General features: G+C 72.2%; 23 protein-coding genes. 11 read left to right on the top strand and 12 right to left on the bottom strand.

Going from position 1 to position 24,867, the window contains the following annotated elements; all coding sequences use genetic code 11:
* Positions 1–136: 136 nt before the first annotated feature.
* Both GA0070612_RS07785 and GA0070612_RS07780 read left to right on the top strand, forming a co-directional pair.
* Entirely contained in the window at positions 137–1,285 is a 1,149-nt protein-coding gene (locus tag GA0070612_RS07785) for an SAM-dependent methyltransferase (protein WP_088987300.1), read from the top strand.
* Positions 1,282–2,469: an NADH-quinone oxidoreductase subunit D gene (locus GA0070612_RS07780; protein WP_197699330.1), complete on the top strand. Its 1,188-nt coding sequence runs from the start codon at positions 1,282–1,284 to the stop codon at positions 2,467–2,469. Before GA0070612_RS07785 ends, GA0070612_RS07780 begins: the two co-directional genes overlap by 4 nt.
* A gap of 18 nt (positions 2,470–2,487) precedes the next feature.
* On the opposite strand, the gene GA0070612_RS07775 is transcribed toward GA0070612_RS07780, so the two are convergent.
* The 4 genes from GA0070612_RS07775 to GA0070612_RS07760 all read right to left on the bottom strand — a co-directional run bounded on the left by GA0070612_RS07775 (position 2,488) and on the right by GA0070612_RS07760 (position 6,848).
* Entirely contained in the window at positions 2,488–4,104 is a 1,617-nt protein-coding gene (locus GA0070612_RS07775; protein ID WP_088987298.1) for a hypothetical protein, read from the bottom strand.
* A gap of 106 nt (positions 4,105–4,210) precedes the next feature.
* Positions 4,211–5,215, bottom strand: a complete 1,005-nt coding sequence (locus GA0070612_RS07770) for a glycine betaine ABC transporter substrate-binding protein (protein ID WP_088987297.1) — start codon at positions 5,213–5,215, stop codon at positions 4,211–4,213.
* Between the two features lie 209 nt (positions 5,216–5,424).
* On the bottom strand, positions 5,425–6,165 hold the full coding sequence (locus tag GA0070612_RS07765) for an ABC transporter permease (RefSeq protein ID WP_088987296.1): 741 nt from the start codon (positions 6,163–6,165) through the stop codon (positions 5,425–5,427).
* Positions 6,162–6,848, bottom strand: a complete 687-nt coding sequence (locus GA0070612_RS07760; RefSeq protein WP_088987295.1) for an ABC transporter permease — start codon at positions 6,846–6,848, stop codon at positions 6,162–6,164. The genes GA0070612_RS07765 and GA0070612_RS07760 overlap by 4 nt, the downstream gene beginning before the upstream one ends.
* Positions 6,849–6,850: 2 nt before the next feature.
* Between GA0070612_RS07760 and GA0070612_RS07755 the strand changes: the two genes are divergently transcribed.
* Positions 6,851–7,855, top strand: a complete 1,005-nt coding sequence (locus GA0070612_RS07755) for an ABC transporter ATP-binding protein (protein ID WP_088987294.1) — start codon at positions 6,851–6,853, stop codon at positions 7,853–7,855.
* A 131-nt stretch (positions 7,856–7,986) separates the two neighbouring features.
* Here GA0070612_RS07755 and GA0070612_RS07750 read toward each other — a convergent pair whose 3' ends face one another.
* The 7 genes from GA0070612_RS07750 to folP all read right to left on the bottom strand — a co-directional run bounded on the left by GA0070612_RS07750 (position 7,987) and on the right by folP (position 12,629).
* Entirely contained in the window at positions 7,987–8,481 is a 495-nt protein-coding gene (locus tag GA0070612_RS07750; protein WP_231924500.1) for a hypothetical protein, read from the bottom strand.
* A gap of 62 nt (positions 8,482–8,543) precedes the next feature.
* The gene (locus tag GA0070612_RS07745) at positions 8,544–8,852 is read right to left on the bottom strand and encodes a hypothetical protein (RefSeq protein WP_088987292.1); all 309 of its coding nucleotides are present in this window, start codon (positions 8,850–8,852) and stop codon (positions 8,544–8,546) included.
* 58 nt (positions 8,853–8,910) lie between these two features.
* Complete coding sequence (locus GA0070612_RS07740; RefSeq protein WP_088987291.1) at positions 8,911–10,125, bottom strand: ABC transporter permease; 1,215 nt, start codon at positions 10,123–10,125, stop codon at positions 8,911–8,913.
* Positions 10,126–10,245: 120 nt separating this feature from the next.
* Positions 10,246–10,785 (bottom strand): DUF3180 domain-containing protein, encoded by a 540-nt coding sequence (locus tag GA0070612_RS07735; protein WP_088987290.1) that lies wholly within the window; start codon positions 10,783–10,785, stop codon positions 10,246–10,248.
* Positions 10,786–10,804: 19 nt separating this feature from the next.
* Positions 10,805–11,332 carry a 2-amino-4-hydroxy-6-hydroxymethyldihydropteridine diphosphokinase gene (gene folK / locus GA0070612_RS07730; RefSeq protein WP_088987289.1) on the bottom strand — a complete coding sequence of 176 codons (528 nt, stop codon included), beginning with the start codon at positions 11,330–11,332 and terminating at the stop codon, positions 10,805–10,807.
* Entirely contained in the window at positions 11,329–11,697 is a 369-nt protein-coding gene (gene folB / locus GA0070612_RS07725; RefSeq protein ID WP_088987288.1) for a dihydroneopterin aldolase, read from the bottom strand. Before folB ends, folK begins: the two co-directional genes overlap by 4 nt.
* Positions 11,694–12,629: a dihydropteroate synthase gene (folP, locus tag GA0070612_RS07720; protein WP_231924499.1), complete on the bottom strand. Its 936-nt coding sequence runs from the start codon at positions 12,627–12,629 to the stop codon at positions 11,694–11,696. Before folP ends, folB begins: the two co-directional genes overlap by 4 nt.
* A gap of 356 nt (positions 12,630–12,985) precedes the next feature.
* Here folP and GA0070612_RS07715 point away from each other — a divergent pair, with 356 nt between their 5' ends.
* The 7 genes from GA0070612_RS07715 (at position 12,986) to GA0070612_RS07685 (ending at position 21,516) form a co-directional block, all read left to right on the top strand.
* Positions 12,986–13,300, top strand: coding sequence for a hypothetical protein (locus GA0070612_RS07715; RefSeq protein ID WP_088987287.1), 315 nt, complete (start codon positions 12,986–12,988; stop codon positions 13,298–13,300).
* 13 nt (positions 13,301–13,313) lie between these two features.
* A complete protein-coding gene (locus GA0070612_RS07710; protein WP_053654782.1) occupies positions 13,314–13,676 on the top strand; it encodes a hypothetical protein in 363 nt (120 codons plus the stop codon).
* Between the two features lie 70 nt (positions 13,677–13,746).
* Positions 13,747–17,169 carry an ATP-binding protein gene (locus GA0070612_RS07705; protein WP_088987286.1) on the top strand — a complete coding sequence of 1,141 codons (3,423 nt, stop codon included), beginning with the start codon at positions 13,747–13,749 and terminating at the stop codon, positions 17,167–17,169.
* Between the two features lies 1 nt (position 17,170).
* Complete coding sequence (locus GA0070612_RS07700) at positions 17,171–19,180, top strand: MFS transporter (protein ID WP_231924498.1); 2,010 nt, start codon at positions 17,171–17,173, stop codon at positions 19,178–19,180.
* The gene (locus tag GA0070612_RS07695; protein ID WP_088987285.1) at positions 19,177–19,734 is read left to right on the top strand and encodes a hypothetical protein; all 558 of its coding nucleotides are present in this window, start codon (positions 19,177–19,179) and stop codon (positions 19,732–19,734) included. The genes GA0070612_RS07700 and GA0070612_RS07695 overlap by 4 nt, the downstream gene beginning before the upstream one ends.
* 56 nt (positions 19,735–19,790) lie before the next feature.
* The gene (locus GA0070612_RS07690; protein ID WP_167393698.1) at positions 19,791–20,903 is read left to right on the top strand and encodes a M23 family metallopeptidase; all 1,113 of its coding nucleotides are present in this window, start codon (positions 19,791–19,793) and stop codon (positions 20,901–20,903) included.
* A 13-nt stretch (positions 20,904–20,916) separates the two neighbouring features.
* Entirely contained in the window at positions 20,917–21,516 is a 600-nt protein-coding gene (locus GA0070612_RS07685; protein ID WP_088987283.1) for a hypothetical protein, read from the top strand.
* A gap of 2 nt (positions 21,517–21,518) precedes the next feature.
* On the opposite strand, the gene GA0070612_RS07680 is transcribed toward GA0070612_RS07685, so the two are convergent.
* Positions 21,519–22,076 carry a hypothetical protein gene (locus GA0070612_RS07680; RefSeq protein WP_088987282.1) on the bottom strand — a complete coding sequence of 186 codons (558 nt, stop codon included), beginning with the start codon at positions 22,074–22,076 and terminating at the stop codon, positions 21,519–21,521.
* A 193-nt stretch (positions 22,077–22,269) separates the two neighbouring features.
* Here GA0070612_RS07680 and GA0070612_RS07675 point away from each other — a divergent pair, with 193 nt between their 5' ends.
* The gene (locus GA0070612_RS07675; protein WP_088987281.1) at positions 22,270–24,831 is read left to right on the top strand and encodes an FtsK/SpoIIIE domain-containing protein; all 2,562 of its coding nucleotides are present in this window, start codon (positions 22,270–22,272) and stop codon (positions 24,829–24,831) included.
* Positions 24,832–24,867: the final 36 nt, after the last annotated feature.

The following is a 24,867-nucleotide window of genomic DNA, read 5'->3' as shown; positions in this document are numbered from 1 at the left end:
CCTTCACCACCGAAATAAGGGTCCCCTGCGGCATCGTGATCAGGTGATGAAAGATAGGGGCCGGGATCGGTCTCGACCTACTTCTCATCACCTGATCACCGCGCACTCCTCTGCCCCCTGGACTCGGAGCTGACAGATGCCGATCGCCTGGCGGGACGCGATGAGCCAGGCCCTCTACGGGCCGGACGGTTTCTTCGTCGCCGGCACCGGGCCGGCCGATCACTTCCGAACCAGCGTGCACGCCTCCCCAGCCTTCGCCGGCGCGCTGCTACGCCTGATTGTCGAGGTGGACACCGCCCTCGGACACCCCTACCGACTCGACGTGGTCGACGTGGGCGCTGGGCGTGGAGAGCTGCTGCGGGCTCTCGTCGGACTCGCGGTGGGGGTTTCCGGGGAGCCCGCCCACTCCGGGCGGTCAGGCTTGATCCCTCCGTGGTCGGGCTCCCCGGAAACCCTGACTCCCACGACCGCCGCACGTCCGTCGCTCAGGGAACGTGTGCACTTCACCGCCGTCGAGTACGCGCCCCGCCCCGACAACCTGCCCGCAGAGATCAACTGGACCGCTGAGATTCCCGAGGGCATCACCGGACTGTTGATCGCCACCGAGTGGCTGGACAACGTCCCACTCGACGTGGCGGTGCACACCGCCGATGGCTGGCGATATGTGCTGGTCGACCCCGAGAGCGGCGTGGAGACGATCGGCGAGCCGGCCACCCCCGACGATCTTGAGTGGCTGACCACCTGGTGGCCCCGCCCCACGAGCCAGCCCCACGCGGACCCTGATCCGACCTCGATCGGTACGACAAGCGAAAGCGAGTCGGGTTTCCGGGCAGAAATCGGGTGGACCCGGGACGAGGCCTGGGCCACCGCAGTAGGGCGGATCGACCGAGGGCTCGCGGTGGCTGTGGACTACGGACACCTGCGCGTCGACCGGCCGGTTGACGGGACGTTGACCGGGTACCGGGGTGGGCGGCAGGTGTCTCCGGTTCCGGACGGGTCGACTGATGTGACGGCGCACGTGGCCATGGACTCGGTCGCCTCCGCCGGCGCGGAGGTCGCCCGGTGCGCGTACTCCCTGGTCTCGCAGTCCGAGGCGCTGCGGGCGCTCGGGGCCGACGGCGGCCGACCGCCGCTCAGCCTGGCCGCTAGTGACCCGGCGGGGTACGTGCGGGCGCTGGCCGCGGCGTCGGCGGTGGCCGAGCTGACCGATCCGGCCGGGCTCGGCGGGCACTGGTGGCTGCGCCAACCGGTCGGCATCCCGCTCGGCCCGGCCGTGGCACGATGACGGGCATGACCACCGACGCCGGGGCCCTCCGCGAACTGACCGTCGGCACCGGGGCCGGCCTGGTCGCCGGCACCGGCGACCAGCAGCTCGGCACCGACATGGTGCTGAACATCGGCCCGCAGCACCCCTCGACACACGGTGTGCTGCGGCTGAAGCTGGTGCTCGACGGCGAGCGGGTCGTCGCCTGCGAACCGATCGTCGGTTACATGCACCGGGGTGCGGAGAAGCTGTTCGAGGTACGCGACTACCGGCAGATCATCGTCCTGGCCAACCGGCACGACTGGCTCTCGGCGTTCTCCAACGAGCTGGGTGTGGTGCTCGCCGTGGAACGCCTGATGGGCATGGAGGTGCCCGAGCGGGCCACCTGGCTGCGGATGGCCCTCGCGGAGCTGAACCGGGTGCTCAACCACCTGATGTTCCTCGGTTCGTACCCGTTGGAGATCGGGGCGATCACGCCGATCTTCTACGCCTTCCGGGAGCGGGAGACGATCCAGGCGGTGATGGAGGAGGTCTCCGGAGGCCGGATCCACTACATGTTCAACCGGGTGGGCGGCCTCAAGGAGGAGGTGCCCTACGGCTGGACCGGTCGGGCCCGCGCGGCGATCGGTGAGGTACGACGGCGGCTGCCCGACCTGGACCACCTCATCCGCCGCAACGAGATCTTCCTGGCCCGGACCGTTGGCGTGGGCGTGCTGTCCGCCGCGGACGCCGCCGCGTTCGGGGCTTCCGGGCCGGTGGCCCGCGCCTCCGGGCTCGATCTGGACCTGCGCCGCGACGACCCCTACCTGGCGTACGACGAGCTGGACGTGCCCGTGGTCACCCGCACCGCCGGCGACTGTCACGCCCGCTTCGAGGTGCTGCTCGACCAGGTGTACGCGTCACTGGACCTCGCCGAGCAGTGCCTCGACCGGGTGGACCAGTTGACCGGGCCGATCAACACCCGACTGCCGAAGGTGCTCAAGGCTCCGGAGGGGCACACCTACGCCTGGACGGAGAACCCGCTCGGCATCAACGGCTACTACCTGGTGTCCCGGGGCGAGAAGACGCCGTGGCGGTTGAAGCTGCGCACCGCCTCGTACGCGAACGTGCAGGCGTTGGCCACCCTGCTCCCCGGCTGCCTGGTCCCGGACCTGATCGCGATTCTCGGCTCGATGTTCTTCGTCGTCGGGGACATCGACAAGTGACAGGGACCGCCTGACCGGTCAGCGCCAGCGGTCGGGCGGGGCACCGCCGGCACGCGGCACGTCGTCCTGCGGCGGGTAGCCGTAGCGCTCGTCGACCCGGCGGCGACCGGGCCGCTCCGGGACGGGTTCCGCCTGGTGGCCGCGCTGGCGCGGTGGGCGCCACTCGTCCGGCACCGGGACGCCGCCCTCCGGCAGCGCCGGCCGGCCCGCCGGCTCACCCCGCCAGCCACCGTCGCGATCGTGCCGACGCGCCGGCATGTCCTGGTGGTACGCCTCGGGCTCCCCACGGCGGCGCGGCTCGTCGTAACCGCGCGGCTCCTCGTGGCGGCGCGGCTCCTCGTGGCGGCGCGGCTCCTCGTGGCGGCGCGGGTCCTCGTGTCGGACGGCCGCCCAGCGGTCGGCCATCCGGTACTCGGTACCGCTGGCATCGGCGTGCACCTCGGCCCTGCGCTCGCCGACCCGCAGCTCACGGCCGTTCTCGTCGTCGCGGACGGCAGCCCACCGGTCACCGGCCCGCAACTGCGACCAGTACTCACCGGTGTCGTCCGCCCGCAGCGGCGGCCCGGACTGCGGTGCGGCGCCCGCCCGGTCACGCTGCTCCGACCAGCCGCGATCGTCCGGGCTGTCCCAGGAGCGCGAAGCCGGCCCCTCCGGCGTGCGATGCGACCGGGCCGCAGCAGGCTCGTCGGCGTGGGCGTACGCGTCGCGCGGATCGGTCCACTCCGGCTCGTCAGGGCGGCCCGCCCAGCCCGACTCGTCCTCCTCGAACTCCGGCGTGCGGCGCTCGGCGCCCCGGCTCCACTCCTGCGCCGGAGGGGTCCACTGCCCGGCGTAGCGTCCTGCGCGCTCAGGGTGCCCGCCGTCCACCACCGTGTGCCGGGTGGTGACGTGCACGGTCTCGGTGTGCCGGACGACGCCTGCCGACCGGTGTCCGGGGTCGGGGCGGTCGTGCTCCCGGGGGCGGGCCGACCCGTACGCGGTGCCGCCCGGTCGTTCCGCGCCGTACATTCCGGCGGCGGCCGGCGGTTCGGCGGCCTCCCTCGGGTACGCCGACTCGTCGTGGGCCATCCGCTCGGGGCGAGCCCGTCGGGGTGTGTCGTCCGGGGCGGAGACCCGTGCGCGGCCGGCTGACGCGTCACCTGGCGCCTGGACCCGGCTTCGGGCCACCGGCACCTCGTCCACGGGCGGCTCACCGGCCGGCACCCGCGCCCGCCCGGCACCCGCCGGATCGGCGGCGGGAACGGCACCGGCGAGGGCGGCACCGCTGGCGTCGAGACGGCGGCGGATCGCGCCGATCCCCTCCTGCGCCCGTTGCGCCTGGTCGAGGGCCTGGTTACCGCGCTGGGCGGCGGCCACGATCTCGGCGCGCAACTCCCGGCGGAGTTCCTCGATCTCGTCCAGCACCTCGTCGACCCGCGCCGAGGCGCCCTCCTCCGCGTCGGGGCGCAGCGCGATGGAGAGACCGATCAGCACCACAGCGACGATGGCCAGCACCGCGGCGAAGCGCAGCGGGCCGTTGCCGTCGGCGACCAGCAGGATCAGTGCCGCCACCGGCGCCAGGGCGACGCCCACCCAGAAGAGGACGGTCAGCAGCGGTGGTTGACGCCGGGCGTCAGAGGTGGCCGGGGCTGGCATGGATGTGCAGCCTACCGAGGAGATCCGGCGGAGGGAACGGGGTCCCGGACGCGCGGACGCCCCCGCCCGGTCCGGGCGGGGGCGTCCTCAGCGCCACAGAGAATGCTCAGCTCGTCGCGAACGCGCTGTCCGACGAGAAGATCAGACCCACGCTGATCGAGCCGTCGCGCAGACCGCTCTTGGTCAGCGGCCCACCCTGGTCCAGCGAGGAGAACTTGCCGACCGACAGCCCGTACGTCTTCTCCAGGCCCGGCTTGCAGAACGGGCGCTGCTCGCACTCCGGCGGGCCCCCCAGCACCGTCGCGCTACCGGAGCACTTCGCCGCCAGCTCGGAGAGGGTCCGCACGCCGTACTTGTCGGCGAAGGCCTGGGTCACCGCGAAGGCGTTCTGGTCCTGTGCGGCGGCCGGGGTGCCGAAGGTCAGGCCGGCCTTGTCGCCCTCGGCCTTGAGCGCGGTCACCGTCGTGTTGATGTCGGGCGAGGAGACCGGCTGGGCGTTCGGACCGTTGGCCTTGGTGTTGAGGAACTCGGCCATCGTCGCCGCGTACTCCGGGACGACCTGGATCTCGCCCTTCTCCAGCGCCGGCGCGTACAGCTCCCGGTTGCCGATCTGCTGCACCTTGACCTGGTAGCCGGCGGCGGTGAGCGCGATCCGGTACAGCTCGCCCAGGATTTGACTCTCGGCGAAGTTGCCGGCGCCCACGGTGATCTGGCCGCCCGGGCCCTTGGCGATACCCGCGGTGAGGTTGTTGGCCGTCGCGAACTCCTCGGCCGCCACCTTCGGGGTCTTGCGCTCGTCGTTCACGGCCTTGTTGAGCTGGATCAGCTTCGGGGTGTCCAGCGCCGCGGAGACCTTGTCCAGTGCAGCGATCAGCTGCGGGTTGGCGGCCTTGCTGTTGACCGCCGGGATGACGTTGTCGGAGTTCTGGAGCTTCTTGTCGTCCTGCAGGGCGATGAGCTGCTGACCGGCGACCGGCGCGCAGCCGGCGCCGGAGGCGCTGGTCGCAGGTGCGTCGGTGCCGGACGAGCCGGCGTCACCGCAGCCGGTGAGGAGTGCCGCCCCGGCGACGGCGCTGACCGCGCCGATGGCCAGACGTGTGCGTGCGCGCATGTGCCCGCCTTCCGTGTCCCGGCGCGACCCGTTCCGGGCCGGCCGCGTGTCCGACGGGCGATCCTGACTGTCGGCCGCCCGCGAATATCCACCCAACATGGTCCGGCAGCGACCGACAACTTGAGGTGGACTTCGTCACCGCATCGTCACCGATCGGCCCACCGCCGGCCGCCAGCTCGACGCGGGGCTCACCCGGACGAGTCAGCGGGTCAGGCGCTCCCGGTGGCGTCGGCCGGCCGGGGTCGGGCCCCGCCCCGCCGCCCGCGCCGCAGTGGACGCGGGGTGACCAGCCGCTCGACGCCACCGAGCACGACCTCGGCCAGCAGCGCCAGGCCGGCCACCAGCACACCGCCGGCGACGATCTGCCCGCCGCCGGCCGCGATACCGATGCCGAAGCCGGTCCGGATGATCTGGCCGAGGCCACCGCCGTTGACGAAGGACGCCAGCGCCGCCGTCGCGATCACCTGGACCGCTGCCGTCCGGAAACCGGCCGCCAGGTAGGGCACCGCGAGCGGCAGCTCGACGCGACGCAGCAGCTGCCCGCCGGACAGGCCCATCCCCCGGGCCGCGTCGCGGGTCTCCGGGTCCACCTGCCGCACCCCGGTGTACGCGTTGGCGAGCAGCGGCGGCACGGCGAAGACGGCCAGCGCCACCACGACCGGCGTACGCCCGAAGCCGCTGGCGAAGACCACCGGCAGGATGGTCAGCAGCGCCAGGGTGGGGATCGCCAGAGTGGCGTTCGACACCAGCACCACCAGACCGCCGCCCCGACCGACGTGCCCGAGCCAGAGGCCGAGCGGCCAGGCCACCAGGCAGCCGAGCGCCACCGCCAGGGCGGAGATGGTCAGGTGCTCGCCGAGGCGGTCCAGCATGCCCCCGGGGTTGGTCCAGTTCAGCGGGTCGTTGATCCAGACGACGGCCTGGCTGATCGGGTTCGCCGCGACGGTCACCGTGCCCTCCGGGTGGACCAGGGGGTCACCAGCCGGGCGACCAGGACGAGCAGCAGGTCGAGCACGACCGCGAGCGCCACACAGAGCAGCGCGGCGGTCATGATCTCGGCCTTGTAGAGGTTGTTCTGGAAACCCGCGAAGATCAACTGCCCGAGACCGCCGTGCCCGACCAGCACCCCGACCGTGACCAGGGCCACCGTCGAGACGGTCGCCAGCCGGACGCCGGTCACGATCCCCGGCAGCGCCAGGGGCAGGTCGATCCGGAACAGCCGACCCCACCGGCCGTAGCCCATGCCCTCGGCGGCCTCGCCGACCTCCGGAGGCACCTGGTTGAGCCCGGCCACCATGTTGCGCACCATCAGCAGCAGCGCGTAGAGGACGAGCCCGACCAGCACCGTCGTCGTGCCGGTGCCCAGGTAGGGGGCGATGAACGCGAAGAGCGCCAACGACGGGATGGTGTAGACGACCCCGCTGACCGCGAGGATCGGCCCGGCGAGCGGACGGAACCAGTACGCGAGAACGGACAACGGCAGGGCGATCAGCACCGCGATCAACACCGCGCGCCCGGTGAGGGAGGCGTGTTCGCGCACGGCGGCGAGGATCGTGTCAGAGTTGTCCCGCACGTACTGCCAGGAGAACCAGGGGTTACCCGGGTCGGCCCGGTAGCTCAGGCGGAAGGACATACGTGGACGTTACCCCGGAGGCTGCCGACGTGGCCGAATCCCCTCGTGCGGCGTCGATCTCCCTACAGGGCATCCAGAAGCGCTATCCGAACGGCACCGAGGCCGTCCGGGAGCTCAGCCTGGACGTCCGGGCCGGCGAGCTGGTGGTGCTGATCGGCCCGTCCGGCTGCGGCAAGTCGACGGTGCTGCGCATGATCAATCGTCTGATCGAGCCGACCGCCGGCCGGATCATGCTGGGCGACGAGGACGTCACCGACGTCGACCCGGTGCGACTCCGCCGCCGGATCGGGTACGTGATCCAGAACGTCGGCCTCTTTCCACACCAGACGGTCCGGGCCAACGTGGCCACGGTGCCGGGACTGCTGCGATGGCCCAAGGGCCGGACGAAGGCGCGGGTCGACGAACTGCTCGACCTGGTCGGGCTGGACCCGAGCCAGTTCGGCGGTCGCTACCCGAACGAGCTGTCCGGCGGCCAGCGGCAGCGGGTCGGGGTGGCGCGTGCGCTCGCCGCCGACCCGGTGGTCCTGCTGATGGACGAGCCGTTCTCCGCCGTCGATCCGATCGTGCGTTCCCACCTCCAGGAGGAGTTCCTCCGCCTCCAGGCCGAGGTCCGCAAGACGATCGTGCTGGTCACCCACGACCTCGACGAAGCCGTCCGGCTCGGCGACCGGATCGCTGTCCTCTCCGCAGGCGGGCACCTGGAGCAGTACGACACGCCGGCCGCGTTGCTCGGTGCGCCCGCCACCCCGTTCGTCCGCGAGTTCGTCGGCGCCGACCGGGGCATCCGCCGGCTGGCGGTCACCCCACTCGACCGGGAGTCACTGGAGCCGGTGTCCGGCGACAACGCCGCCGACCTGCCCACCGTCGCACTGGACGGCTCCGCGTACGACGCGTTGGCGGTGCTGCTCACCTCGGGGCGGGACCAGCTCGTGGTGACCGACGCCGGGCGACCGGTCGGCACGCTCACCCGACAGCGCCTGCTCGACCTCGGCCGCACGACGAACTGACCCGACGCCGACCGGGCCTGTCCCGGGCTGGTCGGCCCGTGGGCTGCCGACGTCGGGCCCGGGCCGCGCCGGTCCGGGTCGGCCGACCCGGCCGGGCTGGTTGACTTCGGCCCGGGCCGGTTGGCTTCGGGTCAGGCGCGGCCGCCGAGGCTGGCGGTGCCGATGATCCAACCGGTGAGGAAGCCGTAGCCGGCGCCCGTGCTGGCGTCCTGTAGGGCGGCCAGCAGGGACGGGTCGGGGCCGAGCAGCGCCGCGAGCACGGCCGCGAGCCCGGCGGCCAGCACGTACGCGGCCCAGCCGGAGAAGAACTGGCTGACCGAGCCGGGCACCCGGGCCACCTGGGCGGCGGGCAGCAGGTAGAGCAGACCCACCGCGAGGACCACCACCAGCACGGCACGCAGGTCGGCGGCGAACAACCCGCCGGGCTGCCCGTCCGCGTCGAGCCGCCACGCCGGCCACGCGAGCAGGCGCACGTAGAACGCGGCGGCGGACTCCGGGTCGGTCTGCGTGGCTGCCCAGCGGGTGAAAGCCGGGCTGCCGGCGATGCCGACCAGCAGCAGCACGGCGAGCGCACCGGTGCCGGCCGCCGTGCCGTACCGACCGACTGGGCCGGAGCGGTGCAGCAACGACGCGATACGCCCAGACCCCGAACCGGTAGCGCGGGCGGACCTGGGCTGCCCCGAGCGGCTCAGTGCTTCATCAGGTAGTCGATGAAGGCGGCCCGCAGCAGCGGCGCCGACTCCTCGTACCCGTGACCGGTCAGTTCACGCCACAGCGCGTTGGCCTCGTCGATCGTCGGGCCGATCGAGTTCGGTGCGCCGTCCAGGACCGTGGCCTCGTCCGCGTTCGGCAGGTGTCGGATCACCGACCAGTAGAACCCGACGTCGCGACGCTCCCGGGCCAGGGCGAACGCCCGCTCCCGCAGCTCCTCGGTGGGCAACGCGTCAAGCTCCTCGAAGGAGGTTCCGCCGGGGGTGGCGGCAGGTGTGTCGGTCATGCCGCCGAGCCTAACCGTCGAGATCAGCCCCGGCTCGGCGGACGCGACGCGACGCCGGTCACCGCTCGTCGGTGTCCCAGCGGCGCGGGCCGTCCTCCCACCGCGGATCCCGCCACGGGTCGACCGGTTGGGGCGCGGCGGGAGTCGGCAGCGTCGGGGGCCAGTTGTCGACCGGCTGGGACTGCGGCATGGTCCAGCCCGCGCTGATCGTGCCGTCGTTGACCGGCTCGGGCTTGTCGACGCTGCCCGGTCGGGGTCGCCCGAACGTCTCGACCAGCCGGGTCACCAGCAGTCCGACGCCGAGCACCACCCCACCGACCGCCCAGTTGCTCAGCGTCCAACCGCGCTCCGGCGCGTACGTCTGGAAGAGGGTGACCACACCCACCGCCAGCAACGTGCCGAACACGCCGCCCCGACGGCCGTACGCGCTGGTGCCCGCGAGCAGGGTCACCCCCACCGCCAGCACCGTCCAGTCGAGGCCCGAGGTGGGCGCGACGAGTTCGGGGCCGTTCGCGGCGAGCAGCACACCGGCGAGGGCGGCGAGCACGCTGGACCCGACCAACGCGACAGCGGTGACGGTGGCCGCCAGCGTGCCCCGCCGCCGGGCCGGGTCGGATATCGGTCGGTACCTGCCGGCCAGCCGCCGCACGGCCCGGATGGCACCGAACAACCCGCCGAGGACAGCCACCGCGGCGAAGCCGGCGAAGAGGTATCCGGCGCTGCGGCCCGGGTCGTAGTCGCCCTGCACCAGCACCGGCGCCGTACGCCGTTCGATGAACACCACCACGCCGGCCGCGCCGGCCAGGCTGGCCGCCCAGCCCGGCACGTGCAGCACCACCACTACCAACGCCAGCGCGAGCCCGCCCAGCGCGGCGACCGCCACGGCCGGCCCCACTGACGCGGGCAGGCCCCGATCGCCCTGCTCGGCGTAGTGCAGGGCGGCGGCGAGCGCGATCGGCCCGACGGCCAGGTTCGGTGCCGCCGTCCGCAGACTCAGCCCGGCGGCCAGGGCGAGCAGCCCCAGCCCGACCGCGGCCACCAGTAAGGTCCGCAGGTTGTCGCCGCGCAGGGCGGCGGAGTCTTCCTGCCAAAGCAGCCAGCCCAGGGTCGCCAGCCCGGCCAGCAGGAGGAACTCCCATCCCAGGTGCACGCCGATCCGGTCCCGGCCGGGTTCACCATGGGTGGGGTCGTCGAAGACGTTCTCCAGAACGGCGGCGGGTACCCCGGACGAGGGTTCCGTCGACCGTTCCCGGCCCACTTCGTCGTACCCCATGACGCCGTCCTCCCCAGTGGCCGGCCCTCCCCGGTCCGGCGCGCGGACGAACCGTGGGTGGCCCTTGCTCCCCGATCGCAGGCACCGTACCCGCGACCGCAGCCGGGCGTAACCCCCTGCTCAGCGCTGGCCGGGGCGGCTGTCCCGTGGGTCCTGCTCGCGGTCGTCGTCCGGACGCTCCGGCACCCGGCAGGAGCGCTCCAGCCACAGCGCGGCACCGACCAGGGCCAGCGAGGCGAGCAGTCCCCCGCCCGCCGCCGGACGGTCGTCCATGGCGGCGCGGGTGGTCTCCACGAAGAGCCACCCGGTGAGCCCCGCGTAGAAACCGGCGAAGATGGCCGCGGCCAGTGCCGACGCCTTGGCCAGCACCACGAAACGGGCGACCAGCAGCGGGTTGACCGGGTCCCGGCCGGGCTTGCGTTCGATCCGGCCCCGGGTGTTGACAGCGGCGTACGCCTCGAGCACCGCCAGCCCGGCCAGCGTCACCACCGGCAGCCAGGGCAGCCGCGGAATGCCGCTGTAGTAGAGGCTGCTGATCAGCAGCCAGGCAACCGCCGCCGAGGCCAGGGCGGCCACGACGAGAGTCGAGATCCGGGTAGGGCCCATCCGGGACCGATCCGGGCCCGATCCGCCCGGTGGTGAGGACTTCGCCTGCGTCATGCCGGCCGGCTCCGCTCGGTCATGCCGTCGACTCTAACGCCAACTCCGGTCGGGGACGCAGTTCCAGCGCCTCGTCCGCCACGGGACCCGTGGTCAGCAGGTCGGTCAGCCACCCGTGGCCGGGCAGCCGACCGTACGGCTGGATGTCGATCCACGGTCGCAGCACGAACGCGCGCAGGTGCGCCCGTGGATGCGGCAGGGTCAGCTCCGGGTCGTCGCTGAGCACCGGCTCGTCGTCGTCACCCCACACGGCGATCACGTCCACGTCGAGGGTGCGCGGGCCGAACCGCCGCCGCGGGTCACGCACCCGCCCGGCCGCGCGCTCCGCGTCGCGGGCCCGCTCCAGCCAGTCGCGCGGGGTCGCGCTCCCGTCCTGGACCAGCACCGCCGCATTGAGGTACGCGGGCTGGTCGGCGTCCCCCCACGGCGGAGTCTCGTACACCCCGGAGAGCACGAGTACGGCGTCGCCGAGCGTGGCGACGGCCGTGCGCAGGTGCTCCAGACGGTCGCCCAGGTTGCTGCCGAGCGACAACACGGCCCTGGTCATCGGGTCCGCGTCCGGGTCATGGTGACGGCCACGTCGGTGAAGGTGTGCGGCACCGGCGCCTCCGGTTTGTGGACGGTGATCATGGCGGTGTCGACCCGCTCGTCGGCCAGGCAGACGGCGAGGAGCCGGTCCGCGAGAGTCTCGATCAGGTTGACCGGCTCACCGGTCACCACGGCGACCAGGCGTTCGGCCAACTCCCCGTAGTGGACGGTGTCAGTGACGTCGTCGCTGGCGGCGGCCGGTGCGAGGTCCATCTCCAGGACGGCGTCGACGACGAAGTCCTGCCCCTGCGCCCGCTCGAAGTCGTACACCCCGTGCCGGCCACGGGCCCGCAGGCCGGTCAGCTCGATCCGGTCCCTGCTCATCGCGGCGCTCCCTGCGCTCGGTCCTGGTGCGTGCGGCCTTCCTGCGCCTGGCCCTGGTGCGTGTGGCCCTCGTGCGCTTGGCTGTGGCGCGCCGTGGTCAGGCGCGGGCTGCCGGTCGCGGCCCAGACGGCGAGCGCATCGGCGGTGGCCCGCACGTCGTGCACGCGGACGCCCCAGGCACCGGCCGCGACCGCCAGCACGCTGGTCGCCACAGTCGCGGCCTCCCGCTGGGCGGTCGGCCGTGGTGTCCCGTCCGGGGCGGCGAGCAGTCCGCCGAGGTACGACTTGCGGCTGGCGCCGAAGAGCAGCGGGTAGCCGAGGTCCAGCAGCTCCGGCAGTCGGGCGCTGAGCTCCCAGTTGTGCGCGGCCGTCTTGGCGAAGCCGAGGCCGGGGTCGACGACGAGGCGTTCGGCGGCCACCCCGGCGGCCAGCGCCGCGTCGACGCGCTGGGTCAGCTCGGCCCGCACATCGGCCACCACGTCGGTGTAGGTGGCCAGCTCACGCATCTCACGGGAGTGACCCCGCCAGTGCATCAGCACCCAGGGGCAGTCCGCGTCCCGGACCACGCGGGCCATGTCCGGGTCGGCGAGCCCGCCGGAGACGTCGTTGACCACCGCCGCGCCGGCGGTCAGGGCGGCCTCCGCCACCCGCGCCCGGCTGGTGTCGATGCTGACCACGACACCGGCGGCGGTCAGCTCGCGGATGACCGGCAACACCCGTTCGACCTCGGTGGCGGCGTCGATCCGCTCGGCGCCCGGGCGGGTCGACTCGCCGCCGATGTCCACCAGGTGCGCGCCGGCGTCGCGCAGACGGACGCCGTGTCCGACGGCGGCGTCGAGGTCGGCGTACCGTCCGCCGTCGGAGAAGGAGTCCGGCGTGACGTTGAGGACGCCCATCACCACCGGGCCCGGAGCCCGCACCAGATCGGTCACGACTAGACGGTACCGGTCGTGGCAGCGGCACCCACCGACCCGGGTCGGCCCCGAACCACCACCCCTGACGTGCTCATTAGAACAGGTGTACGATCGGTCATTCGGGCAGCGTCGGGCGGTCCCTTCGCAGCTTGTCGCAATCCGGGGCGGGCCGTACGCTTTGGAATTGGCCAGCATCGAGATGGCGAAGCGTGGAGGGAGGGCCGAAGCGGGGGAAAACCGCCCAAACCTCGCCACGCTCTGTGGTGAGTAACGAACACAGGGTCAAAGACGCTGCGCCCTGTGGAGCACTTTTCCCGCCAGGTTCGCCTATTGCACCGCCGCGGCACCGCCGGCCGCGCTATGGGGAGGTTCCAGTGATCGCCTACGAGCTCATGGAGACGGCGTCGTCCGGCGTCGCCCACGCGCTCTCCACCCTGGCGTCGGCTCCGCTCGCCGAGCCGGCACCGAAGGGGATCGACACCAACAGTGTCGTCACCTTCTTCGCCAGCAAGATCGCGCCGATCCTGCTCGCCGTCCTCGGCGTCATCTTCATCGGTCGTGCCAGCCGCGGCGAGATCTCCAAGGTGCTGACCAGCTCGGCGATCGCCATCGTCGGCCTCGCCTTCATCGCTGGCGCGGCGACGCTCTTCTTCGTCGGCGATTACCTGATCGACCTGATCTTCGAATAGGCGCGTTCACCAGATGCGGCTGCGCACCGACGACGACATCTACCGGGCCCGCCTGGTCTACCTCGGGCCGCCCGGCTACACCCTTCCGGTCCACCTGCCCTACGCCCAGTACGGGCTCTTCATGCTGCTGGTCCCCCTCTACATGTTCATCCACTGGCTGTTCACGTTGACGGTCGAGCTCTTCCCGGCCTGGGAGATCGCGCTCGCCATCGTGACCACGTCGTTCATCTTCCGGCACGTCGACCCCGATCGGCCGGCGCGGGTGGTCATCCGCACCGCGCTGACCGACTGGCGACGCACCCGGGAGCCGGCGGTCGAACAGCGCGATCCGCGCCTGGTCGGCAGCCGGATCAGGATCCGGGAGGAGCTGGCATGACCGGGCGTACGCCGATCGGAGCGTCGCAGGACGCGGGCAACAGTCTGTCGACAGTCGGTAGGGCGGTCGCATGAGCCGCTCGTCCACGCCGGGTTCCCCGGCCGGCCGCCCGGCCGCGCCGGCAGGTCACCGTGCGCAGTCGTTCGACTACACCGAGGACGAGGACGAGGTCGCTCTCGATCCCGCGCTGGTGACCTCGCCCGGCCACGGCGCGGTCGGTGTGTTCCAGGCACCCCGCCCAGTCCCTCGCCGGACGCCCCCCGCCGAGCCGAGCGCGGTCTCCGCCGGCGAGAACGCCGACATCGACTCACCCTTCCTGGACCTCTTCGGTGGCGCTCGGCCCGGCCCACGAGCCGTCTCGGCCGGCCCGAGCGCGCGCGAGCAGGTGGCGATCCCGCAGCAGCAACCGCCTGCGGCCGGTCCGACACCGGCTCGACCGGTCCCCGACCTGGAACCACCGTGGACCCCGGACGACCAGCCCGGCAACGGCGGCCGGCGCGTCGAGCCCCGGCACGGCGGTTACCCGGGCAACGAGTCGCGGGTGCCGCACCAGGCCGGCGATCGACTGCCGATGCCCCGGCCGGCCGACGAGGCAGCCGAGGCAGCCCCGGCGCCGAGGGCCCTCAGTCCGGCGACCCGCCCACCCGACAGCACACCGTCCTCCCGGCCGACGGCGACGTCGGCTCGGCCGACGGCACCTGTGGAACGCCCCCCGGCTCCCACCCCTCCGGCGGATCGACCGACCGCGCCCGTCGAGCATCCGGCCGGCGCCGTCCCGACGGACCGGCCAGCTCTGGAGCGGCCCCAACGCCGCACCACGGCCGCGGACCGACCCAAGGGGGCGGGTAAGGAGGTCGCCCCGCCCCGAGGACGCGCCGCCAGCCGTCAGGACCGTCCGACGAAGCCGACCCGGATCCGCGCGCCGAAGATCAAGTTCGGCGACCGGGACCCGTCGGTCGAACTGGCCATCACCGAGATCGCCGGTCACCTCACCTTCACCCCCAACACAGTCACCGCCTGGTATTGGCTGCCCGAGGTCCGCTGGGCATTCCGGCCGGACGCCGAACGCGAGGCGCTCCTGTCGGCGATCTCCGAGCAGTACGCGGGCCTGGCCGGCTTCCGGCTGCACCTGCGCCGCACCACCAGGCCGTTCCCCGCCGACGAGTGGGCCCGCACCATCGACGCCCACACCGCCGCGCCGCTCGCCGACGTTCCCGGCACCAACGGCTGGGCCGATCACCTGGTCGCCGCCCAACGGCACCTGATGGCGGTCAACCACGCCGAGGGCCAGACCTACCTCGGCGTCACCTTCGCCCGCCGCTCCCTCGGCGACTCCCTCACCGAACGCATGCTGCGCACCTTCGGTCGGGGCACCGCCGAGGGCGAACGCCGCAAGCTGGGCCGCACCGTCGAGCAGTTCGACGAGGTGCTCGGTGCCTTCGGCATGCGGGGCCGACGGGTCACCGCACAGGAGTTGGAGTGGTTGCTCTACCGCTCGGTGGCGCTGTGCATGGCACCCCCCGGCACGCTCTCGCCGGTGACCGACGGGCGCTGGGAACGCGGTGACCTGCTCGCCCTGACCGAGCAGGTGGAGCGCTACCGCACCCCGTACGGCTCGACGGTCAAGCTGGTCAACCGGATGACCGGCGAGGAACGGCACGTTGCCGTGCTCGCGGTCGGCCGGATGGAGCCGCTGGAGATCCCGGAACGGCACGAGCCCTGGCTGCACTTCCACGAGCGGCTGCCCTGGCCGATGGAGATCTCCACCCGCGTCGACATCCTCGGTTCCGGCGACTCCTTCCGTAACCTCGAGCACCGGCTGCGGATGATCCGCTCGCAACAGCTCGACTACGCCGAGCACGGCATCGACGCACCCCCGGAGCTGGAACGGCTCGCCAAGCGGGCGCTGGTGATCGGCGACGAGATGACCACCGGCCTACCGGTCGACTCGGCCCGTGCGCACGGCTGGCACCGGATCGCCGTCGGCGGCCGCACCAGGGAGGAATGCCTGGAGCGGGCCCGCCGGCTCATCCAGCTCTACTCCCGGGAACTGCGCATCTCGCTGCAACACCCGAAGAACCAGGACTGGCTGGCCCGCGAGTTCATCCCCGGCGAGCCAATCGCCAACACCGGGTACGTCCGGCGTATGCCGGTGCCGTTGCTCGCCGCCGCACTCCCCCAGGCCGCATCGAACGTGGGCGACCGGCGCGGCGACCTGATCGGTCGGACCGCCGGCACCTGCCGCCGCCCGGTCTTCCTCGACCTGCACTTCCCCATGGAGGTCCGGGAACGCTCCGGGCTCGCGGTCTTCGTCGCCGAACCGGGTGGTGGCAAGTCGACCCTGCTCGGCGCCCTGGGTTACCTGGCCGCCCGCCGGGGTGTCCAGGTGACCCTGCTCGACCCGTCCGGGCCACTGGCCCGCCTCTGCTCGATGCCCGAGCTCCGGCCGTACTCCCGGGTGTTGAACCTGACCGGCTCGGAGCACGGCACCCTGGCGCCCTACTCGCTCATTCCGACGCCCCTGCGCACCGAGTTCGGCACCGGGGCCGCCGGTGACCGTGAGTTCGAGATCGCGGTCTCCAACGCGCGGGCCGAGCGGCGCATGCTGGTCCAGGACATCTGCATGATGCTCGTACCGCCGCAGGTGGCCAGGGAGGCGTCCACCGCCACCCTGTTCCGGCACGCCGTGCGCCAGGTCCCCGCCGAGGAGACATCCACCCTCGACGACGTGGTGAGCTGCCTCGGGCGCCTCGACGACGACGCCGGCAAGGAGCTGGCCAACCTCCTGCTGGACACCGCCGAGATGCCCCTGGCCATGCTCTTCTTCGGCCGCCCCCCGGAAGGGCTGCTCGGCGCCGACGCCGCACTCACCGTGATCACCATGGCCGGGCTACGGTTGCCCGACCTCAAGATTGAACGCGAGTACTGGTCGGCCGAAGAGGCGCTGGCCCTCCCGATGCTGCACACCGCGCACCGGCTCGCCGTCCGGCGCTGCTACGGCGGCTCGATGTCGTCCCGCAAACTGGTCGGCCTGGACGAGGCGCACTTCATGGAGGGCTGGCGGTCCGGGCGTTCGTTCCTGGTCCGACTCGCCCGCGACTCCCGCAAGTGGAACCTCGCCGCACTGGTCGCCTCGCAGAACCCCCGCGACATCCTCGGCCTCGACGTGCAGAACCTCGTCTCCACCGTCTTCGTCGGCCGCATCGCCGAGGACACCGAGATCGCCTCCGAAGCGCTGCGGCTGCTGCGGGTGCCGGTCAACGACGGATACGAGGCCACTCTCGCCTCGCTCTCCGCCGCCGACACCAACTCGGCCTCCCGCCTCGGCTTCCGCGAGTTCGTGATGCGCGACGTCGACGGCCGGGTGCAGAAGGTCCGCGTCGACGTCTCGTACGTCGAAGGGCTGCTGGACCACCTCGATACGACGCCTGCCGCGATCGCCGCGGCGGCCGGAGTCCTGCCGAGCATCCCCCTGCCGGATCTGGAGGCGTGACATGGCTAGGGCCTGGGTCAAGGTCCTCGGTCGAACCGAGGCGAAGGGCCGGGCCCCAGCCCCTGGGGCCCGGGCAAGGATCGCGTCGTTCCTGCTCGCCCTCGGCGTCCTCGCCGGGGCCACCCTCACCTGGCCGCTGATCGGTGCGGAGGCCGCAGCCGCCGCACCACCCGTCGCCCAGGCCCGCGCCGACCTCTGCACGACCGCCGAATGGCAGGCCGACTTCCGGGCCTGCGTACAGAAGCTCCAGACAGTCAGCGAGGACGAGGTCAAATGCCGTAACGCGCCGACCCCGGGCACACCGGACTCCGGCCTCGCCGGCTGGTTCGCCGGTCGACCGGATTCGGCCAAGGAACTCGGGCCGAAAGGGCTCTACAGCGACTACGGCTACGCCGGTTACAGCTACCCGACCTACGACATCCCCGGCGGCTGCGCGTCGTCCGTCCTGCACCCGGATTACAAGTTCACCACCACCGTCGCGAACGGGGAGTTCATGATCGCCACAGCGATCGTGGGGGCCTCGAACGCGCTGCGCGAGCGGGCCTGGGACCCGCGTTCGATGTGGGGGTGGGCGGATCCGCTGGTCAAGCAGGCCACCAAGGCCGTGTACGAGAAAGTGTTCAGCGTCTTCGGCATCATCACCCTGTGTGTGGTGGGGCTCTATCTGCTCTGGCGGTCCCGTCAGTCGGACATGAGCAACGCGATGACCACCGCGGGCTGGGCACTGCTGGTGATGGTCGCGGTCACGGCCCTCGCCGCCTGGCCGGTCAAGTCGGCGAACGTCGCGGACGGCACCCTGGTCACCACATTGGGTGTCGTACACGACGCCGTGGGTCCCGCAGCCCGGGACACACCACCAGATCGTTGCGCCGTCCCTAACCCAGACGCTTGTGTAGACAAGCGACCGCCCGCTGTACGCGCCAGTGACACCGCGACCGAGGCGATGCTGTATCGGAACTGGCTGCGAGGAGTGCTGGGTTCGGCGGACAGCGAGACCGCCCGGAAGTATGGCCCCGCCCTGTACGACGCCAAGGCACTCTCCTGGGACGAGGCCGAGAAGCTGCGCGCCAACCCGGCCACCCGGGAGGCGACGATCAAGGCCAAGCAGCAGCAGTGGGCACGGGTCGCGCAGCAGATCCAGACCGAGGACCCGGAGGCGTACGAATATCTCCAGGGTGTGCGGGACATGGACCGGGTCGGCGCGGGGTTCATCGCGGTGCTGGCCGCGTTGCTCTTCGCGATGTTCGACCTGACGGCGTCGTTGCTGGTCCTGCTGGGCTTCCTCATCTTCCGGTGGGCGGTGATCGCGGCACCGATCCTGGGCACGGTGGGTCTGCTCCGGCCCGCCAGCGCCGGCCTACGACGGTTGGCGAACGCCGTGGTCGCCGCGGTGTTCAACATCGCCATCTTCGGCACCGGGGCCGCGATCTACCTGTTCGCCGTCGATCTGATCATGAGCACACCCACCCTGGCGGGTTGGCTTCAGGTGGTGCTCGTCTGGCTCTGCGGGGTGGTCGGCTGGCTGCTGCTGCGGCCGTACCGCCGGATCACCCAGCTCGGCGGCAAGGACAGCAGCGAGGCGGTGAGTTCGGCCGGCTCCTGGCATCGACGGTTTTTCCGGGACATGCGGACCGCGGCACGACTGGATGTGGCGGAGCCGGGCGGCACGGCCGAGCCGGTGGGCGGGCGTCGACGGTCACCGGTCGCGGAGCAGACTCGACTGCGCCCGGAGGCCCGCCGGGAGGATCCGGTCTCGACGCCGTCGACTACCAGCGAGAGCCAGCGTGACCGCGGACGCCCCGACGGTCGGGAACGTCCCGACGAGGCACCGGCAACCGAGACCGGACGTCGGGGCCGTCCCGTCGCCCCCCAGCCACGTCGCCGCCAGCCGGCGACGTGGACCGAGCCGGACGTGCCGGCCGAGAACCCGTCGTTCGTCGTCTACCGGCCGGGATCGACGGAACGCACGCCGGACCGTTCCGGACCCCGGGTGCGCTCAGAGGCGCGGTGACGGTGATGCGACGGGCGCTGGAGTTTCTCGTCACCCGGGCGTTGCGGTCCCGGCTGGGCGTGGCACTGGTCATCGCGGTACTCGTCTTCGGTGTGCTCGGCGCGGCTCGGTTGATGTCTGGCCCTCTCGATCCCACCGACGGTCTGAGCAACCGCCCGAACCAGCCGATCACCACAGTGGACCCGACGACCGGTGACGACGGGGTGCTCTCCGACGAGACTCCGCCAGCACCGGTGACGTCGCCCGGTGGGCGGACGCCCGAACAGACCGCCGACCGATTCACCAAGGCGTGGCTGGGCCGCCCCGGGATGACCACGGAGGAGTGGCAGGCCGGCCTCCGACCGCTCTCCACCCCCGCCCTGACGGAGAAGATGGCCGGCGCCGAACCCGAGACTGTGCCCGCCGAGCAGGTCACCGGTCCACCGACCATGCGGGAGCGCACCGAGACGTTCGTCGAGTTGCTGCTTCCGCTGGACAACGGCCGGCTGAGGCTGGAACTCGTCACCTCCGACAAAGGGTGGATGGTCGACGTGGTGGATTGGGAGCGGCCGTGAGCGCCGGCAGGGGTTCCGCCATCCGCCGACCGGTGCGCGTCGGCGTGATCGCCACGATGCTCACCGGCGTGCTGCTTCTGCTTTGCTGCACCGGCGGGACCGCGGCGTTCTTCCTGAGTGGGCTCGGCGGCGACGCGGAGGACGGAGACAATCTGGCCGGCTGGGGTTGCGGACCGGTCCGTCCGGTGGACATCGTGGGCGAGTTGCCGCGGTTCGCCGAGTACGGCGACGCGCAGGTCCGCAATGCTGCGATCATCATCAAGGTCGGTCAGGACATGGGTGTGCCGTCGCGAGGTTGGGTGATCGCCCTCGCGACCGCCATGCAGGAGTCAGCCCTGCGCAACCTGGCGAACAGAGCCGAGCCCGAGTCCCTCAACCTGCCGAACGAGGGCATCGGGGCCGACCACGACTCGCTGGGGCTGTTCCAGCAACGGCCCGGCTGGGGATCGGTCGCCGAGCGGCTGACTCCCTCGTACGCAGCTCGGAAGTTCTACGAGAAGCTCGTCAAGGTCCGCAGTTGGCAACGCCGACCGCTGACGGTGGTGGCACAGCAGGTCCAGGTCAGCGCCTATCCGGACGCTTACGCCAAGCACGAGGAGTTGGCCAGCAAACTTGTGAACGCGCTGGCCGGCGGGGCGGCCCGCACTGTCGAAATCAACGGCAAGGCGGTGTGCGACGCGGCCGAGCGCGGCGAGATCGCCGCCTCCGGTTGGACCGCACCGATCCCCGGCGACGTCGGCTCCGGCTTCCGCACCGCCAGCCGACCCAGCCACCACGGAGTGGACATCGGTGCGGCGAAGGGCACCGAGATCCGCGCTGCGGCATCCGGTCGGGTGCTGGTTGCCCAGTGCGACCCGGACAACAGGAATCGGCGGGACTGTGACGTCGACGGGTATCCGGACAAGGGCGGCTGCGGTTGGTTCGTCGACCTGCTGCACGCTGGCGGTTACATCACCCGCTACTGCCACATGGTGGTCCAGCCACGCGTCAAGGTGCATCAGATCGTTTCGGCCGGCGACGTGATCGGACAGGTCGGCAGCAGCGGCAACTCATCCGGCCCGCATCTGCACTTCGAGGTGCACGAGCGCAACAACCGGAAGAGCTCCGGCGCCATCGATCCGGTTCCGTTCATGCGCGGGCGGGGCGCCCCGCTTCGTGCCGCCGAGTGAGGCCGGCGCAAGCATGACCGGACCCTTGCCGGACCCGTTCGCCGACCAGCCGGACTGGGCGCCCCGGCCACCCCGCCCGTTGGCTGTCGTCCCCGCCACCGAGCGGGTGGAGCTACGGGGGAGACGGGTTCTGGTCGGGCTGCCGGGAATGGGTTGGCGTGGCGACCTGCGCGCGGACGACCGGGTGGTGCAGAACGCCCGGACCTACGTGCCGGTCATCCCCGAGCACGAGTGGTACCGGGCCGAAGCCGACCAGGTGGAGGTGTTCGCTCCGCTGGTGCCGGTCGAGCGGGTCTGGGTGGAGACGGTCGGCAGCCGCCCAGCGACAGAGGGTGAACGGGAGACCGGCATCCGGCTGGTCTCGCTGGACGGACCGGCACACCGGCCACCCACACCCGTCTTCGAGGCGGACGCGGTGACCGGTCGACGGGTGGTGCACGTCGAGGGCGGCCTCGAACATCGCGACCTGCGGGCGGTCACCGAGACCTACTCGGGTGCAGAGGGAGACATCTGCGTCCGGATCACCCCGGAGGTGGAGTGGTACCGCTGGGCCTGGCGCGGCCAGTCACCCACCACCCTGGAGGTACCGGTCCACCTGTTATGGATCGAGTGACGTCAGCCGATCTTTGTTCCGCTGCAAACTCGCCAACCATCGTCATCCCGCGTTTCGAACTGCCAGGGTTGGCGGTCGCTCTGATTAATCCCGTCAACACGAGCCGAGATGATCAACGTGACCTCGACAGCGGCGGAACCACCATGTTTCCCGACGCTGAGGCTCGCCCAACTGACGGATATCGCTACATCGAAACGCTTCTCACGCTCAAGGAGGTCGCTCCGCAGGGTCCGGATGGCCTCCAACTCCGCGCCACCCTCACAGGTGTAGAGGTCCGCTCTCGCGTCGTTACGGTCGACGAGGAATGCGCGTAGGTAGTTGTCCACAGCCACGTCGGGTGCGCTGCGGTCGGGGGCTGCCGCGCGGTTGTACAGCACGTAGCCCGTGACGGCTCCGGCCATGCAGAGCACAGCGAGGACCCCGGCGACGACAGTGAGAACGGTCCGCATTCGACGGCGCGGCGGCTGGGGCGCCGGTGGTGCCGCAGCCGGCGGTAGCTGCTCGGACGGTGCCCGTTGGGCCGGTACGCGGGAGACCTGGGAACCGGCGGGGGGCTGCACTGATTCCACCTCCTGACGTTATCGGCTGGACGCCTCGGAGCCAATGCCTCAGATCCAGCGGATCGTGACGGACCCCTCCCCACCGGTGAGATCCACGACATCCCCGGCGCACCGCCGAGGCACCTCCCGGAGGAGGGGACCCGGCTGGGATACCGTCTCTGCCGGGAGGGGTTGCCAACCTCGGGCAGAGGGGGTGGACGCGGTGGCCGGTCCGAAGGCACGTACGAACCGCGCCGCAGCTCTGCATCGTCGGGCGGCGGCAGTCGCGACCGCCGCTGCCGGGATCCTGGACGAGACGCGACCGGCCCCGGCCGATCAGCGCCGCCAGTACGAGGTGGCCGACCGTCTGCGCGAGGTCGCGGCACGACTGGCTCCGGGTTGGTCGGGTGCGGCACTGGATTCGCTGACCGCTGACACTCCGGCGGGTGACGGTCCGCCGCTGTTCGTGCGGGTCGGCACGGCGGCGCCGTTGGATGACGCCCGTTTTCCCGCGTTGGTGCCGTTGGTGGGCACCGGTCATCTGAGCGTGGACGCGGATGCCCGGGAGCCGCGGGTGGCGGGGTTGCTCCGGGCCGTACTCCTGCGGTTGTTGGGTGCGACACCGGCGGGTGCGTTGTTGGTTCGTGCGGTGGATGCCACCGGTTCGGTGCTGGCGTCGTTCGGTCCGCTCGCCGATGCTGGCCTGCTGCCCCCGCCTGCGGTGGACGTGACAGGTCTGCGTGCGGTGTTGACCGAGGCGGAGCAGTGGGTCACCCCGGGTGCGAGTGGGCGGCGTCGGCACGACCGTACGTTGCTGGTCGTGGTCGCCGCGTTGCCGGAGTCGACCGGCCCTAGCGACCTGGCCCGGCTTGAGGCGCTGGCCGAGCAGGGTCCGGTGGCGGGGTTGCATCTGGTGGTGGCCGGTTGGCCCCCGGCCGGTCCGTACGCGGTCCGGGCGCCGCTGCCGCGTACCACCGCTGTGGCGTTGCGCAACGCGTACGCGTTGGTCGGTGATCCGCCGGGGGCGTCCTTCGCCGGGCCGGGCGCGGATCCCCCTGGTGGGTTGAACTCGCCGGTGTTCGTGGAGTCGGATCCGCCGGCCGGTTTGGTGGACGCGGTTTGTCGACGGCTGGCCGAGCAGGTGGAGGCGGGTTCACGGTTGGCGTTGGCGGCTCTGCTGCCGCCGACGGGTGAGCGTCTGTGGGAGTCGGACTCCGTGGACGGGATGACGACCACGGTCGGCGATGCCGGGGGCCGGTCGGTGCCGCTGGGCTTCACCGAGCTGACACCGCACTGGCTGGTGAGTGGCCGTTCCGCGGGGGGTCGTGCGGCGTTCCTGACGACGGCGTTGCTGGGCCTGGCCGCCCGGTACGGCCCGGACGAGCTGGCGCTCTACCTGGCGGATCTCGGCGAGGGTGAGTCCTTCGTGGAGTTCCTGCAGACCGAGCGGGACCGGTCATGGATTCCGCAGGTGCGGGCTGCCGCGATGGCCGCCGATCGGGAGTACGTGCGGGATCTGCTCGACGAGCTGACGGCCGAGGTGCGGAGGCGGGCGGAGGCGGCGGCGCGGGCCGGCGGGCAACGGTTCGCGGAGCTGCGTGAGCATCAGTCGCTGCCCCGCATCGTCTGCGTGGTGGAGAACGTGCCGTTGCTCTTCGCGGAGCGGGATCGGCTGGCCGCCGAGGTGGCGGCCCAGGTGGACGGGTTGGCCCGCTCCGGCCGGGCGTTCGGCGTACACCTGGTGTTGGCCGGCGCGGGTGAGCTGGGGTTGAGTGTCCGCGCGGACGCCGGTCACCGGGATTCGGTGCTCGGGCAGTTCCCGGTGCGGGTGGCGTTGCCGGGTGGCAGCCCGGTGCTGGAGCCGACGAACGACTCGGCGGCCGGTCTGCCGGTGGGCAGCGCGGTGGTCAACACCGCCGGAGGGCTCGGCGGCCCTCGGGGTGCGATCCGCGGTCACGAGCGTCTGATCCGCTATCCGGACCCGCAGGACCACCCGGAGGTGGTGGAGGAGCTTCGGCACGAGTTGTGGGCGGCCCGCCCGGCCGGGTCGGTGCCGCCGGTGGTCTTCGCCGGTTACGCCCGACCTCTGCTGAGCAACGATCCTCGGCACCGGGCGGCGCTGGCCGGGCAGGCGCACGGGCCGGCCGCGCTGCTGGGCCGTGCGGTGGACCTGGCCCGCTCGACGGTCGCCGTGCCGTTGGGGCCGGCGGCTGGGCGCAACCTCGCGGTGCTGGGTTCGGGTGCCGCGGCGGGCGGGTTGTTGGCGACGGCCGCCCGGAGCACCGCCGACCATCATCCGCCGGGTACCGCTCGTTTTCTGGTGGCGGCACCGGACCCGGGCTCGCGGGCGCTGGCGGAGGCGTTGACCGCCGAGTTGGCGACCCGGCATTCGGCCGAGGTGGTGGACCTGCCGACGCTGCTGGCGGATTCGGCCGACGACCTGCCGACATACCTGGTGGTCTTCGGTCTGGACCGGCCGGGCCCTCGGGAGCTGTCGGTGGACCGGCTGCGCGCGTTGCTGCGGGACGGGCCCCCGACCGGGAGGCACCTGCTGGGCTGGTGGCGGGCGGTGCCGCCGTTCGCGGCGTTGTTCGAGCCGGCGGGCGAGGTCGACAAGCTGACAGCCGTGGTCGTGCTGGACGTGCCGGTTCCGCAGCTCACCGCCGTCTTCGGAAGGCCGGTGGAGTGGCAGGTCCGCCCCGACCGGGCGGTGCTGTGGGACGGTCCCGACGAGCGGGGCCGGGTCCTGGTGCCGTTCGCTGACGAGACCGGCTGACCCGGTGGCGCGAGCGGGAGGTGTCGAGGTGGGTCC

The organism is Micromonospora chokoriensis (genome assembly GCF_900091505.1).
In the GTDB taxonomy this organism is placed as follows: Bacteria; Actinomycetota; Actinomycetes; order Mycobacteriales; family Micromonosporaceae; genus Micromonospora; species Micromonospora chokoriensis.
This window is presented reverse-complemented; position numbering and strand designations above follow the sequence as displayed.